The organism is Mesorhizobium sp. WSM4976, assembly GCF_029625685.1.
Taxonomy (GTDB): domain Bacteria; phylum Pseudomonadota; class Alphaproteobacteria; order Rhizobiales; family Rhizobiaceae; genus Mesorhizobium.
This window is the reverse complement of record NZ_JARTVT010000001.1, coordinates 368,288-382,780: the sequence shown is the minus strand read 5'-3', so window position 1 is coordinate 382,780 and position 14,493 is coordinate 368,288. Positions and strand designations below refer to the sequence as shown.

General features: G+C 61.8%; 15 protein-coding genes. 7 read left to right on the top strand and 8 right to left on the bottom strand.

Features of this window, described 5'->3' with window-relative positions; translation table 11 throughout:
* Positions 1-141 precede the first annotated feature (141 nt).
* Entirely contained in the window at positions 142-2,448 is a 2,307-nt protein-coding gene (locus P9272_RS01805; RefSeq protein WP_278158417.1) for an FdhF/YdeP family oxidoreductase, read from the top strand.
* A gap of 466 nt (positions 2,449-2,914) precedes the next feature.
* Here the strand turns inward: P9272_RS01805 and P9272_RS01800 are convergent, their stop codons facing one another.
* The gene (locus P9272_RS01800) at positions 2,915-3,208 is read right to left on the bottom strand and encodes a hypothetical protein (protein ID WP_278158415.1); all 294 of its coding nucleotides are present in this window, start codon (positions 3,206-3,208) and stop codon (positions 2,915-2,917) included.
* A gap of 363 nt (positions 3,209-3,571) precedes the next feature.
* On the opposite strand from P9272_RS01800, the gene P9272_RS01795 reads away from it, so the two are divergent.
* The 3 genes from P9272_RS01795 (at position 3,572) to P9272_RS01785 (ending at position 6,029) form a co-directional block, all read left to right on the top strand.
* Positions 3,572-3,790, top strand: a complete 219-nt coding sequence (locus P9272_RS01795) for a hypothetical protein (RefSeq protein WP_278158413.1) — start codon at positions 3,572-3,574, stop codon at positions 3,788-3,790.
* Positions 3,791-4,215: 425 nt separating this feature from the next.
* Complete coding sequence (locus P9272_RS01790; protein WP_278158411.1) at positions 4,216-4,959, top strand: Crp/Fnr family transcriptional regulator; 744 nt, start codon at positions 4,216-4,218, stop codon at positions 4,957-4,959.
* Positions 4,959-6,029, top strand: a complete 1,071-nt coding sequence (locus P9272_RS01785) for an HWE histidine kinase domain-containing protein (RefSeq protein WP_278158409.1) — start codon at positions 4,959-4,961, stop codon at positions 6,027-6,029. Before P9272_RS01790 ends, P9272_RS01785 begins: the two co-directional genes overlap by 1 nt.
* Positions 6,030-6,068: 39 nt before the next feature.
* On the opposite strand, the gene P9272_RS01780 is transcribed toward P9272_RS01785, so the two are convergent.
* From P9272_RS01780 to P9272_RS01765, 4 genes are all read right to left on the bottom strand, one after another.
* Positions 6,069-6,989, bottom strand: coding sequence for a hypothetical protein (locus P9272_RS01780; protein ID WP_278158407.1), 921 nt, complete (start codon positions 6,987-6,989; stop codon positions 6,069-6,071).
* Between the two features lie 359 nt (positions 6,990-7,348).
* Positions 7,349-7,900 carry an isochorismatase family cysteine hydrolase gene (locus P9272_RS01775; RefSeq protein ID WP_278158405.1) on the bottom strand — a complete coding sequence of 184 codons (552 nt, stop codon included), beginning with the start codon at positions 7,898-7,900 and terminating at the stop codon, positions 7,349-7,351.
* 50 nt (positions 7,901-7,950) lie between these two features.
* Positions 7,951-8,166, bottom strand: a complete 216-nt coding sequence (locus P9272_RS01770) for a hypothetical protein (RefSeq protein ID WP_278158403.1) — start codon at positions 8,164-8,166, stop codon at positions 7,951-7,953.
* A gap of 122 nt (positions 8,167-8,288) precedes the next feature.
* Positions 8,289-8,630 (bottom strand): hypothetical protein, encoded by a 342-nt coding sequence (locus P9272_RS01765; RefSeq protein ID WP_278158401.1) that lies wholly within the window; start codon positions 8,628-8,630, stop codon positions 8,289-8,291.
* Between P9272_RS01765 and P9272_RS01760 the strand changes: the two genes are divergently transcribed.
* From P9272_RS01760 to P9272_RS01750, 3 genes are read left to right on the top strand one after another with little or no spacing between them, the layout of a single operon-like run.
* A complete protein-coding gene (locus tag P9272_RS01760; protein WP_278158399.1) occupies positions 8,623-9,354 on the top strand; it encodes a DUF4142 domain-containing protein in 732 nt (243 codons plus the stop codon). The two genes, P9272_RS01765 and P9272_RS01760, sit on opposite strands and share 8 nt — an antisense overlap.
* Positions 9,290-9,919, top strand: a complete 630-nt coding sequence (locus P9272_RS01755; RefSeq protein ID WP_278158397.1) for a hypothetical protein — start codon at positions 9,290-9,292, stop codon at positions 9,917-9,919. The genes P9272_RS01760 and P9272_RS01755 overlap by 65 nt, the downstream gene beginning before the upstream one ends.
* Positions 9,920-9,978: 59 nt before the next feature.
* Positions 9,979-10,191 carry a hypothetical protein gene (locus P9272_RS01750; protein ID WP_278158395.1) on the top strand — a complete coding sequence of 71 codons (213 nt, stop codon included), beginning with the start codon at positions 9,979-9,981 and terminating at the stop codon, positions 10,189-10,191.
* A gap of 13 nt (positions 10,192-10,204) precedes the next feature.
* Here P9272_RS01750 and P9272_RS01745 read toward each other — a convergent pair whose 3' ends face one another.
* The 3 genes from P9272_RS01745 to P9272_RS01735 form a co-directional block, all read right to left on the bottom strand.
* Entirely contained in the window at positions 10,205-10,483 is a 279-nt protein-coding gene (locus P9272_RS01745) for a hypothetical protein (protein ID WP_278158393.1), read from the bottom strand.
* A 232-nt stretch (positions 10,484-10,715) separates the two neighbouring features.
* Positions 10,716-12,830, bottom strand: a complete 2,115-nt coding sequence (locus P9272_RS01740; RefSeq protein ID WP_278158391.1) for a catalase — start codon at positions 12,828-12,830, stop codon at positions 10,716-10,718.
* 514 nt (positions 12,831-13,344) lie between these two features.
* Positions 13,345-14,358 (bottom strand): alpha/beta hydrolase, encoded by a 1,014-nt coding sequence (locus tag P9272_RS01735; protein ID WP_278158389.1) that lies wholly within the window; start codon positions 14,356-14,358, stop codon positions 13,345-13,347.
* Between the last annotated feature and the right edge of the window lie 135 nt (positions 14,359-14,493).

Sequence of the window (14,493 nt, the reverse complement as noted above, 5' to 3'; positions counted from 1 at the left end):
TCGCACATCAGTCGGCGGCTGAAGCACGCCTGGCAACCTCTTATCGCGCAAAGGTCGAAACCCGCCGCCGCGTTCAGAGCATGGGAACATGCTGCCTCCTGAAAGGTTGAAGATCAAAACGACGGCCAGCCGAGTTCCACCATGAAACCCTCCACCAACGACCATGTCGAAATCCGCAAATACAACCACCCGACCGGCGGGTGGGGATCGCTGAAGTCCCTGATCCGCAAGGCACGGGGCGAAGGCCTGCTAATGTCGGGCATCTGGAGCACGCTGCTCAAGCAGAACAAGGCCGACGGCTATATGTGCGTCTCCTGTTCCTGGGCGAAGCCCGCCGAGCCGCGGCCGTTCGAATTCTGCGAGAACGGCGCCAAGGCCACGATCTGGGACCAGACGAAACAGCGCTGCGGCCCGGAGTTCTTCGCCGCGCACTCCGTCAACGAATTGCTGGATTGGCCCGATCATGACCTCGAAAAGCAGGGCCGCCTGCTCGAGCCGATGCGCTACAACGAGGTCACCGACAAATACGTGCCGGTCTCCTGGGAGGCCGCGTTCCGCGGCATCGGTGAAGAACTCCGCAAGCTCGATCCGAAATCGGTCGTGTTCTACACCTCGGGTCGCGCCTCGCTCGAGGCCTCGTTCATGTACCAGCTATTCGCGCGCATATACGGCTCGGGCAACCTGCCGGATTCTTCCAACATGTGTCACGAGTCGACCTCGGTCGGCTTGCCCGAGTCCATCGGCTCGCCGGTGGGCACCGTGCAGCTGGAGGATTTCAGCCATTGCGACCTGATGTTCTTCTTCGGCCACAATACCGGCGTGACCGCGCCGCGGCTGCTTCACCCGATCGAGGAGGCGCGCCAGCGTGGCATACCCGTCATTACCTTCAATCCGCTGCCGGAGCGCGGGCTGAAGCGATTCAAGAATCCACAGAACCCGGTTGAAATGCTTTCGCCGGGCCCCGGCACCCGGATGTCCAGCGACTTCTTCCAGATCCGTGGCGGCGGCGATATCGCAGCGATGACCGGCATTGCGAAGGCCGTTCTGGCGCTTGACGACGCGGCCAAGCAGGCCGGCGCCCCGCGCGTTCTCGACACGGCCTTCATTGAGGAACACACGCACGGTTTCGACGCGTTCGAAGCCTATCTGCGGCGCACATCCTGGGACAAGATTGAAGCGCGCTCGGGTATCGCGCGCGCCGATCTCGAGCATGTGGCCGAGGTCTATAGCAGGGCCTCGGCGGTCATCGGCAATTACGGCATGGGCCTGACGCAGCACCGGCATGGGACCGAGAACGTCCACATGCTGTGCAACCTGCTCCTGATGCGCGGCAATATCGGCAAACCGGGCGCCGGCGTGTCGCCGCTTCGTGGCCACTCGAACGTCCAGGGTCAACGGACCGTCGGCATCTCCGAGAAGCCGGAACTTGTCCCCCTCGACAAGTTTGCCGAATTTTATCTGTTCGAGCCGCCGCGCGAGAAGGGCCGCGACACCGTCGAGACATGCGAAGGCGTGATCGACGGTTCGGTGAAGGCCTTTATAGGACTGGGCGGCAATTTCGTGCGCGCCGTTCCCGAAACAGGGCTGGTGGAGGACGCCTGGCGGCATCTGAGATTGCATGTCCAGATCGCGACGAAGCTGAACCGCAGTCACCTGATACCGGGAGCCGTCACCTATTTGCTGCCCTGTCTGTCACGGATCGAGAAGGATCTGCAGGCTACCGGCGAGCAGCATGTCTCGATGGAGGATTCCACCGCCTGCATCCATGGTTCCTTCGGCTATCGCCCGCCGGCCGGGCCCAAACTGCTCTCCGAGCCTAAGATCGTCGCCGAGCTCGCCAAGGCCACGGTGCCTGGAAAGAGCTCGATCCCATGGGACGAGTGGGTCGCGAACTATTCCCGCGTGAGGGACGAGATCGAACGTTGCTTCCCGGACCATTTCAAGGACTTCAACAAACGCTTCCTGGTGCCGGGGGGTTTTCATCGCGACATCAAGGCTTCCAAGCGGGTGTGGCAGACACCGAACAAGAAGGCCAACTTCAAGCCGCCGACGATGCTGGAAACGGATCCAGACATCGGCACACCGCAATCGGACGTGCTGACGCTGATCACCGTTCGCTCCAATGACCAGTTCAACACCACCGTCTACGGCTACCGCGATCGCCTTCGCGGCATCGATGGAACACGGATGGTGGTGCTCATGAACGAGCACGACATCGAGCGGCTGGGACTCCATGACGGGGAAATGATCGATCTAGAGTCGGCGGCAACCGATAATGTCGAGCGCCGTGTGCGTGGCCTGCGCGTGACGCGCTACTCAATCCCGCGCGGAGATTGTGCAGGCTACTACCCGGAGCTCAATCCCCTCATCCCGCTCTGGCACCGCGCCGAGAAGGCACATGTGCCGGCAGCGAAATCGGTTCCGGTTCGGGTGGTGGTGCCTGGGTGACCGCTCGCGATCACCTCCCACGGGTGAAGCCCGACCTGCGTTTTCGTCCGTGACACAGGATTGCAGGCCGGGCCTGGCCTAAGTGAGGGGACAAAGGCCAGCCTATGTTGCACGATGATCCAGCCGCTGCCTTAACATAAGTTTTTGATGACGGCGGGGATCGAGCGCTTCTCCTTGGGCTAGGCGGTCAGCGGCAAAGCGATCATGCGCTCGAAACGCATCAAACGTTTTCGCAAACCGGTTATCTTGCAGCCCGGCGGATCGATCGTGATCGGGTGGTGGTCACCTGCTGGATGCGGCCGACGTCCTTCTGCATACCTGGCCAAAGCCCAACTCCGCGTCCGGCATCACGCTATCAGGGCGTGCCTGGCGGTGTTGCGGGACGAGAAGCCGCGACGCGTGGCGCACCGGCTTTCGTAGACGCTGCAAAGGACGCCAGTATCTTCTTGGGCGACCAAGCCTGACGCTATTTCCTGCTACGTGGTTCTGCCGGGGAAGCGGAAGGGAACATCTCAGCGTCGCGAAATCTCAATGGCGGCGCATCTTCACACACCGCCTGCCTATGTTTCCTCGCGCGCCGGGTCTGCAGCTCTTGCTTGACGGCTTCGATCAACGCCGGCGGGCAGGGTTCGCCCTCGTAAAGACTATCGTAGAGCGACCGGACGATGTCCTCGATCGGCACGGCAGGATCGTCCTCCCAGAGCTCACGCGCGACAGCTTTGATGTCGGCGAAATCATAGGCGTTAGGGACGGAGACCATTTTTGTTCTTCTTGGCCGGCTGAGCACCTTGCGGCAATCCCAAGCGCCATTTCGACCGGGGTTCGCCGATGACGCCCTAGATATCTGCACTTGGCGCAAACCCGCGGCAATAACGCAGGTTAAAGCGCCCCCCTGCAGGCCTCGGATATCTTTTAGTCTTGGCTTGACAAGACGGTGGCAACCAAACGAGCCGGAGGGCCCGCCTAACTCGCCCTGGCGTGGCGGGCCCTTTCTTCCGAACGTGTCCTTGAGCCCCGAAGCTTCAAAAGAATTTCCGCCTCCCTCTCATGGGTTAATGCACAAAGGCGAGCCGCGAGCAATCGTTGGCTGAAGACAAATAAAAGCGCGGCCAGGGAGGTGCGCGTGATCAAATATCATCCTGTCCGACTGAACGAACTCATCGATCACTACATGGAAACGCGTTCCTCGCACCGTTCACCGGTATCGGTGGCGGCGGCTACGAGGGCCATCTTGACCGTCATGCCGGATTGCTCGGTTGGAGGCCCGCAACTCAGCAACATGATCGCGCTGTCTGCCGTCAAACACGGCCACGCCGTCAGCTTCGACCTGATGAGCATGTAGCCGACGTGGAAGCCTTGGCCGATCAAAAAACTGGCACGGCAGACCCGCCGCCAGTTCGGTGGCGTTGCGGGGTTTTTCGAACTGCGCTCTTCGGCAACGACGAGAATACCACTTGTGTCGTGGCAACGGGCGACGACATGCGGTCGCTGCCTTCTCAATGGCTGATCCCGCCGGAAAATTGCAAAGTGAGATCAAGTCGTCGCACCGCGTTCTGCAGGCGGCGACGGTCCATGACCGCCAGGTCGCGTAAAGCGCTTTCGTGATATCCTGGGCCGAGGTAACGGTCTTCAATAGTCACTGCCAAAGGCGGTGTTGTCGTACAGGGCGAGCTAGTGAGGTAACCGTTCGAACCCTGTGGTGCTCCACATTAACATAGGTAAGGTCACTGCCCGATCATTCTGTGTATCACGGGATAGAGGATAAGGATGAGGCGACCTCTGATCCGCAAGCTCGAGAAGTTCACGCGGCTTTCGCAAGCCGACAAGGAGATGCTGGTCAGAATCGCGGCGCAACGCATCCGGCGCTTCACCGCGCGCGAAGACATCATCCACGAGGGCGAGAAGCCTGAATTCATCAACCTGATCAATGAGGGCTGGGCCTGCCGTTACAAGACCCTCGATGATGGCCGCCGGCAGATCATTGCGTTCTTCCTGCCCGGCGATCTATGCGACCTCAACGTCTTCATCCTGAAGGAAATGGACCACTCGATCGGAGCCATTACGCCGGTCGCGATTTCCGAGATCTCGCGTACGGACTTCGACGAAATGATGATCGGTCATCCGCGCATCACTCAGGCGCTGTGGTGGGAATCCCTGGTCGCCGCGGCGATCCAGCGCGAGTGGACAGTCAACCTCGGTCAACGTGATGCGCTGGAGCGCATGGCACATCTATTATGCGAGCTGTTCATCCGGCTGGAGGCTTCCGGCTGTACAAGCGATAACAGTTGCGAATTCCCTTTGACGCAGACGGAACTGGGGGAGACGTTGGGCATGTCGACGGTTCACGTCAACCGTACGCTGCAGGAGTTGCGCGCGTCCAACCTCATCGTGTTGAAGGACAGGACGCTGACCATTCCCAATCTTCAGGCATTGCAGGACGTCGCTCTGTTCAATGCCAACTATCTGCATCTCGATCGCGAAGGCAGGCATCTCGATGCCAATGAGGAGTGATGTCCAAGGGGCCGTCCGACAAGCCACTTGAACGCGGTCTGACCGATGTCAAGGCAGCCCTGCGCGACCACGCGCGTGCCACAGCCCGGCTGCGCGAAAGCGAGGAGAACCTGCAGGATTTCGGTGAGGCCGCCTCGGACGTGCTTTGGATCCGCAATGCCGAGACACTGCAATGGGAATACCTGACGCCGGCCTTCGACGACATTTACGGGATGAGCCGCGAACAGGCGCTGGCCGGCGACAATTTCGCCACCTGGATCGACCTTGTCCTGCCGGAAGACCGCGAGCATGTGCTGGGCCAGATCGAGCGCATACGCAGCGGCGAGCGCGTGACCTTCGAATACCGTATATGCCGGCCGGCCGACAGCGACATACGCTGGCTGCGCGACGCCGATTTTCCAATTCGCGATGAAGCGGGAAAGATTGCCCATATCGGTGGCGTCGGTCAGGACATAACGCGCCAGAAAGAACTCGAGGAACAGCTACAGGTCCGCTTCGCCGACCTGCAGCATCAAGTGCGCAACACGCTGGCCGTCATCCGCTCGATCGTGCGGCGTACCATGGAAAAAAGTGCATCCCTTGATGAAGCCGCAGCGCATCTGGAAGGTCGCATCAACGCCTTCGCTCGCGTGCAGGCGGCCATCACGCGACGCCCGTCAATTGGCATCAATTTGGCATCGATCATCGCGGAGGAATTGCGCGCGGCCGGCGGCCGGGAAGGCGAGAACCTGAAGATTGAAGGGCCGCCCGTGACGCTTGCTCCCAACGCCGCCGAGACAATGGGGCTGGCCATTCACGAGCTGGCGACGAACGCGCTGAAGTACGGAGCACTTTCGAACCGGGACGGCCGCATCGATATCGAATGGCGTTTGGAGCAGGACCTGCTGCGTTTCAATTGGACCGAAAGCAGTCCTTACAGTTTCGCACCAATTGAGCGGCGCGGCTTCGGCGTGGAGGTGCTGGAGCGGACCTTGCCTTACGAGCTCGGAGCGACAGTAGACTTATGGGTCGCTCCAAGCGGTCTCAATCTCAGGGCGGCCATCCCGCTCGCGGCCGTCAGCAGTCAATAGCAAGACGGTTATCGGCAATCCGATTGCGACCTTCCACCGTCAGCCGCTTCGCGAAAAACGAGCCTCGTCTTCATCCCTTTGCCGGCCGCCGAGCACTCCCGCGACGGCGGCGATGAAGGCTCCGATCACCAGGGACAAAGCTCCGACCAGAGCTGTGGTGGCGCTTGCTTTTCGAGCCTTGTCGGCAGCCGCCTTGGCTTTGTTCTTGGCATCATCGACACGCGCAAGGACATCGTCCACCCGCTTCTGCGCATCGGCCTGGGGAAGTCCCGTCCGCGACGCGACCAAACGGGCGAGATATGCCTTGTCGTCCGCACTCATTTCGCCGTTCGCAGCACTGATTGCAAGGATGCGCGCCGCCTCGCCCGTGGCACTCGCATTGTTCTGGGGCGTGCCAGCTGCGGAAGGTGCCGCGGCCGGTGCGTTGTCGGCCGGGCGGAACAGCGTGTCGACGAAATATCCGGCCAATTCGTTCGCGGACGGCGACTGCGCCGGCGAAGCCTGCGAAGCCGCTCCGGCGGCGGCGCCGCTCAACAGCCCGGTTGTGGCTTGGGCACCGGTCCCCACAATTCCGGAAATCGCCGAACCAAGGACAGTGGCCACCAACAAGGTAGCGAGGGCCCAGGCCAGGAAGCCGTGCGCTGTGTCGCGGAAATATACTTCATCTGTATGGACGTTGACCCACTTGGTGCGAAGGCGTCCGGCGACGTAGCCGCCAAGCGCGGACGACAGCCACTGCACTATGACGAGCCAGACGGCGGTCGACACCGCAAATGTCGTCAATGAAGCGCTGCCCCAGGGCGACATCATCGTCAAGCCGAGTCCGGACCCGACCAGCATGAGGATGACCGTCAAAGTGGCAGCCGCGAACGCACCCGCGACGATGGACCCCCAACTGACGGCAGAAGCCGATGTTTCGATTGCGGCGGGCTCATCGACCGCGGAAAAGGCGTTGGTCATTGTTTGCTCCTACCGCGCGAAAAGCATCAAAAGGATAATGATCGGGATCGGAACGCCAAGAAGCCAGAGCAGAATACCTCGTCCCATTTCTTCCTCCTGTAATGATCTTCGGTTGCATGTACCTAATTCCCGGATTTGTCTTTCGTTCCGTTCACAAGCGAAGCACCGGGATAAACGCCTGAAGCTGCGCAGCTCGGTTGGAAAAGGCCCGCCCGCAAAGGGTGATCGGGCGGCCGCGACCGGATGCTTGTGGCCCGAGACGGCGCACCGCGACGCGGCACGCCGTCGCCTACCGAAACCAGACCGCGGTGCGATGTTTCTCGGACCCGCCAAAATAGCGGTATCGACGCCCGGTTGGGTCAATGCCAGGATTCAAGGATAGCCTCCACCGGCACCACCTCGACATGGTGGGAATACCGCTTGGTGAAGAGCTTCAGGATGTTCTCGTACGCCTCATCGGACGCGCTGCAGATGGCATCCTCCGCGAGGATGGTTCGATAGCCTAGATCGATGGAGCCGAGCAGGGTCGCCAAAACGCACATATCGGCCTCGCCGCCGCTGACGATGACTTCCTCAACACCTTCGGCCTGAAGCACACCAGCCAGTTCGCCACTCAGCCACGGCGAATAGATCGGCTTATCGAACACGCGCGCCGGCGGGATATGGACGGCAAGCTCGGGCAGAAGGTCGACCACCTCCTTGCCGGCCCTTGCGATCGTCATGTCCGCCCAATGCTCGTAGTATTGTTTCCATTGACCGTGGCCTTCGCCCGGATTTCGCGCGGGGATGAACCTGGTGAAGATCGTGGATTCGGGTCGCCTGCGGACCAACCTTTCAACTTGTGGCAGGATCACGGGCAGCCAATCGACCGCCCAAGGCATGGGCGGCGTGAACATCTTCTGCATGTCCACGCAAATATGGACGGCTTTCGCCGAGATCGGTGAGAGCGCGGGCAAGGCCGTCAGACCGCGGCGCGTTCGATATCGCGAGACGCGGTTCGCGTGTCGAAATCCCGCGGCAGGCTGGATTCTTTGATGCGACAGGCCAAGGCACGCATCGCGCGTGCGACCGGATACATCTTGATCCGTTCGAACTCCCTCGCTTGCGCCTCGGCGATGGCCGCGCATCGTTCGCGCTCGGCGATTTCAGGACAGAGGTATTCGGCAGCGTATTCCATGTTGAATTTCTCCATCGGGTTGTCTGCCGCTAAACTCCGATTAACGTCCTCCGTTCCATCGAGGTAGGCGCCTGCCACGCTTTTCGGAAGCGCTCGCGCTGAGCGCGCCTCAATCTGCCAAGTCACAATAACAAATGATGTTTTTTGGCCGCTGCGCTGAAAAAGAATCTTTGAACGATTGGGCCGCTACGAGGTTTGTTGGCATCGTCGGCATCACCGAAGGCGGCGAGATCATGGAGGAGCCGACGCCCGCTTTCCAAGCTCGCCGGCGGCAGAGCCAATGTGGCGACGCGCGTTGCCCGACATGCCGTCCAAGCACCTCGGGCACCAAGTAGATCCAATCCGCCCGGCCACGGCAGGGCGATTTCTATTATTGGTCCAAGGAAACGAGGTCCCTGGGGAACAAAGGGCAGGGACGTTGGTTCGGTGCCACCAAGACCGAAGGAGCCTTGAGCCATGAGCATGCGGATATTCCTTATCCCATCGGCGACCGCCGCGTTGATGCTTGCCCTTCCGGCGTTCGCGGCCGACGACGCGCAGAGCTTCGTCAACAAGGCTGCGATCGGCGGGATGTTCGAAGTGGATTCGAGCAAGATCGCGCAGGACAATGCGAAGGATCAGCAGATCAAGGATTTCTCCAAGCGCATGATCTCCGATCACGGTGCGGCGAACGCCAAATTGCAGAAGATCGCCGGCGAGCAGAAGCTCCAGGTGCCGACGCAACCCGACGCCGAGCACAAGAGCGACCTTGAACGCTTGCAGAGCACGACGGCCTCGCTGGACCAGCCTTACGTCGAGATGCAGCGCAAGGCGCATGCCGACGCGGTCAGCCTGTTCGAAGCCTACGCCAAGGAGGGAGACAATCCCGCCCTCAGATCTTTCGCGGCGGAGACGCTGCCGACGCTGAAGATGCATCGCGACATGATCGAGAAGATCGCTGGCGCCAGCGCGGGCATGCCGGCGGTCAAAACGGCATCGACGCCGAAACCACCTGCTCCGGTTCCCGGCGCGAACAGCTTCACCGAAGCGCAGGCGAAGAAACGCATCCAGGATGCCGGATATGCGGACGTCTCCGCGCTCGCCAAGGACGAGCAGGGAGTCTGGCGCGGCCAAGCGACGAAGGATGGCAAGGGCATCTCCGTCGCGCTCGACTACCAGGGCAACGTCTTTGCTGTTCGACGACTATGACGATGCCGCTGACGCCGTGGGCGCGCTGGAGTCCACCGGCGTTCCGTCATCCGACATCAGTATCATGGCCAACAATGCCCGCGGCTGGCACCGAAACACGCAATCTCCCGCTGCCGAGGACGCCGCCAGCGGCGCCGGCATCGGCGCGGTCGTGGGTGGCGTGGGCGGCCTTGCAACGGGCCTCGGCGCTATGGCGATACCGGGCGTCGGGCCGGTGGTCGCGGCCGGCTGGCTGGCGGCGACAGCCGCGGGCGCCGTCGCTGGAGCGATTGTGGGCGGCGCGGCTGGCGGCATCATCGGCAGCCTGACCGACGCCGGCGTGCCGGAGGAAGACGCGCATGTCTATGCTGAAGGCGTCCGCCGCGGCGGAACGCTGGTGACGGCTCGTGTCGAGGACGACCTCGCCTCGGAAGCTCGGGACGTTCTCCGCAGCTCCGCGTCAGTCAACATCGCCGACCGCCGCAGCGAATACCAAGCGGGCGGATGGGCAGCGTTCGACCCGGCCGCCGGCGATTATTCGGCTGACGATGTCGAGCGCGAGGCCGCGCGACGGCGGAGAGCCTGAGCCAGACACCCAGACACTCGGATCAGCTTGCCGTCGACAAAGGCCATGAAGGAATCGGCATGAGACGTGTTGTTTTGCCGCTCATACTGACTTTGGTCGTGCTGCTGGCCTGCTACTGGGCCTTCATTCGCGTCGAGAGCGGCTCGTCTGACACGCCGTGGAAGCGCACGCCTGAACAGAACCAGGGCGGAAACGCGCCGCAAGACACCTCCCCGGCGGCCGGCATCAAAAAGAACCCTCAGGACGCCAGCAAGATGCCGGGAGCTCAGTAACAGTCGAGATCCGTTACCTCCCGGATGGCTGCTCGCGCGGGACGAACTTGTTGAAGCGGCTGGTGCTGCCCTCCGCGGTCATGTCCTGGTGAACGAACGCCAGGTTGTTGTCGTCCATAACTTTGAAGAAATCCTCCCATTCGATCGGCCTCAGATCTTCGTCGCCCGCGCCGAAATCGACCCGCAGCGTCGCAACCTTCCCCGGCGTCGCGACAACGGCAGGCCGGCCTTCGCGCGCCTCGATCCAAGCTCGGATCACTTCATGATTTGAGGTGGTCATAGCCTCGCTCATTGCGGCCTCCTGTTGACGGTTCCCCTCTCTCGAAAGGGAACCCCCAAGACATCCCGCTTGTTCCCGCCGGGCCCGGATTGGACGCTCGCGACAACCGAATATCGCCGACGAAAAAAGGCCCGCTGCCTGCATGCGGCAACGGGCCTTATCAGGTCTTGATGGGACCCTGGATCGCTGGAGGGAGGGCGATCATCTTTCGAACCGGCAGACGCTCGAAATGTTCCCACGAAAGTCAGAGCTTGACCGCGCCTTCCCTCGCCCAAAGCCGCAGCTTGCGGCAAGCCTCGACAAACGAGCGCGCAGAATCGTCGCCTGTGAGCTCGATGAGGCCCTCATCCGCATCGGCCGTTACCCCGGCGCCTGCCAGCAGAGGTCCGGCAGCCGCGACGAAGGCGATGAACTTCAGGTGCGCGAAGGCATCGGACACGAAGTCCCTTGCTGCAGCATCCCTGGACAGCATCTCGGCGCCTTCCTCGGAAACGAGCAGCACGACCGCATCGAAGAGAACCGACGGTCCGCCGTCGATCATGTGGTTGGCTTCGATCCAGCTGCCATCGGCAGCCTCGACCCCGCCCACCCGGCGCGCCACGATTTCCACCTTGGAGCCTTCGGCTTGCGCGGCATCCCGCACTGCTTGCAGCAGGCCGAAATCGATGCCGTCGCTGACGAGCACGCCGATCTTGCGGCCCTTGAAGCTGTCCGGCCCATTGTTGATGATGCTGAGCGCAGGCGACGGCTCGAGGTCATCGCGTGTCGGCACAGCCGCGTCGGCAGGCGCCGGCATCGTCTTGATGCCGAGCTTGTCGGCAACCGTGGTCGCCAGCGTCTCGTCGATGTTGAGCAGATGGGAGATCATCCGCTCGCGGATGATCGGCGTCTCGACCTTGCTCAACTCGAAGGTCAGCGCCATCGCGATGTGACGCTGCTCAGGCTCGGTCTGGCTGAGGAAGAATTGCCGGGCCTGGCTGTAGTGATCGGCGAAGCTCTCCGCCCGCAGCCGGACCTTCTGCCCCTCCTCCGCATCGGCAAAGGAGCGGAAGCCCCGCTCAGGCGACTCACGCGGCCCCTCGCCCCAGGAATTCGGCTGATAATTGGCGCGGCCGGCGGGGTTGCGCATCGCCATGTGGCCGTCCTGCTGGAAATGATGGAACGGGCATTTCGGGGCATTGATGGGAAGGTGGGTGAAGTTGGGACCGCCCAGGCGTTTGAGCTGCGTATCGAGATAGGAGAAGTTGCGCCCCTGCAGCAGGGGATCGTTGGAAAAATCGATGCCCGGCGGCACGTTCTGCGTCATGAAGGCAACCTGTTCGGTCTCGGCGAAGAAGTTCTCAGGCATGCGATCGAGAACAAGGCGTCCGACCGGCAGCGGCTCGATGATCTCCTCGGGAATGATCTTGGTGGGATCGAGGATGTCGAAGTCGAAACTGTCGGCGAAATCCTGGTCGAAGAGCTGCACGCACAGCTCCCACTCCGGAAGATCTCCAGACTGGATGGCGTTCCAGAGGTCTCGGCGGTGAAAATCGGGATCGGCGCCGTTGATCTTCACGGCCTCGTTCCAGACCACCGACTGCATGCCCAGCTTAGGCTTCCAGATGAATTTGACGAAGGTCGATTCATCCTTGGCGTTGACAAGACGGAACGTGTGCACGCCGAAGCCCTGCATGAACCGGAACGACCGGGGAATGGCGCGATCGGACATGATCCACATGATCATGTGCATCGATTCCGGCGTGAGCGAGATAAAGTCCCAGAAATTGTCGTGCGCGGATTGGGCCTGCGGGAACGCCCTGTCCGGTTCTTCTTTCACGGCATGGACCATGTCCGGAAACCTGATCGCATCCTGGATGAAGAAGACCGGGATGTTGTTGCCGACGAGGTCCCAATTGCCCTCCTTGGTGTAGAGCTTCACGGCAAAGCCGCGAACATCCCGCGCCAGGTCGAAGGACCCCTTGCTGCCGGCGACCGTTGAGAAACGAACGAAGGCGGGTGTCTTCTCGCCGGGCCGCTGGAAGATATCGGCTTTGGTGTACTTGGCGAGCGACTCATAGGTCTCGAAGAAGCCGTGGGCGCCGTAGCCGCGCGCGTGCACAACGCGCTCGGGGATACGTTCATGATCGAAATGGAAGATCTTTTCGCGGAAATGAAAATCCTCGATCAGCGTGGGACCGCGTTCGCCGATCTTCAACGTGTTGTGGTCATCTGCGATCGGCGCGCCAAGCGCCGTCGTCTGCACCTCGACCTCGCCTTCTGCGACCTGGTGCAGCTCGCCGCCATTGCCGCGGAAAAGTTTCTGGTCATGAATCTCAGCCACGGCTGTAGCGTCGGCCGGGGAAGCTTTCTTCGGCATTGTGGGTGTCCCTTGTGCTCGCTGAAATGATGTTGCCGAACGAGCAATCGGGGCGAATGTTCCAGGGCGGTGGAGCGGGCATGCCCCAGCCTGAGCTATCTTGGAACAGCGTCCGATCCTTCCCCGGCCCCGCTTGCCTGAGAACGGTCCGGCGTTACCCGCGAGGATGCACGAGCGGGCATCTCTCTCGGCGCAGGGGCGCGAGATTTTCGACGCCACCAGCGCGGCAGGAACTCGGCCATCAGGCTTTGAATCAGGCTCTTCATCCGATTGCCATGGAAGGTCTCACGGGTGAACAGATGCCGGCCCTGATTGTTCCGGGTCGGCGCCATCAGAGCGTCGTTAGTGGAAAATCAATTAGGACGGGCCTTGCGCGCACGCAACGCGATCGCGGCGTCCAGCTTTCGCGCCAGTTCCAGCATTCGGGAAGGCGCTTTCTCGAGTCCCAGCGCCTCCAACGCGACGGTCGTCTCGCGTTCCGGCGTTGTCGTCTCGGACAGCTCCTGTTCCGATCTCAGTGCTTCATGAACCTTGTGTGCCACGGCCGCGCCCTAACATGGGTTAATGCCTGCCCACTAACCCACTGAGGGAACAAAGGTTCCTGCTTCCCCGAACGCGGAAGTCGCCGTCGCCTATTGCCTGCCGAAGCCGACCAGGAACCTCTCCAACCTCTCTCGGACCTGGCCAGGAGCTTCCCTAGTCGGACAATGACCGACACCCGGCAGGAGCACACGCCATAACCGGCGGTAAAATAGGCCTCCTTGTCTTGGGAGGAATCCGGCAGAACGACGCGGTCGTCATCGCCATGAAGGACCAATGTCGGGACCGAGATGACCTCCGCCCCGATCTGCTTGCGCGCGAGTTCAGCATAGTTCGGGTCGGGATCCGCCTCGCCCCAGCGCACGCGATAGGAATGCAGCGTCACGTCCGGCCAGTCGGGATTTTCGAAGGACCTCGCGACCCGTTCGAACAGCGCGTCGTCGAACCAGCCTGGGGGACTCCAGCTGTCCCACTGGAACCGCGCGAAGGAGTGACCGTGCTGTCGCACGAACTCTTCGCCGCGCTCGGTCGCCATGAACCACTGATACCAGAAAGCCCTCGCCTGCTTCAAAGGCGGCGTCGGAGGCGGGCCGGGCTGCCACCCCAGCGAAAGCGCCGCACAGCATGTTATGCGTTGCGGAAAGACGGAGGCGAGCAGATAGGCAATACGCGCGCCCCAGTCATGGCCGACAACCGCGAACCGTTCGAGGCCGATGGCGTCGGCAAAATCGAGCGCGTCCTGCGCCATGGCGGCGATCTCGCCTGAGCGCATCGTTTTATCGGAGTGGAACGAGGTCTTCCCGAAACCGCGCAGCCATGGCGCGAAGGTGCGGAAGCCCGCGGCCTGAAGAGATGGTGCGACATCCGCAAAAGTGGTCGCATCATCCGGCCAGCCATGAATAAGCAGCACAGGCGAGCCGCCCTCGGATCCGCCGCTCAGATAGGCAACGCGCAGAAGCGAAGTATCGCAGAAGACAGGCTCTTCCATGGACGCCTCCTCATGCGCACCACACCGCAGTGGCCGCCCAACCCCGCGCAATCAGGTTTGTTCCCTTTGGCCATGAGCCGCCTCGATCCGGCGAGGGAACCAACCGCAGCCTTGCTGGTTCGGAACCCAACAGCG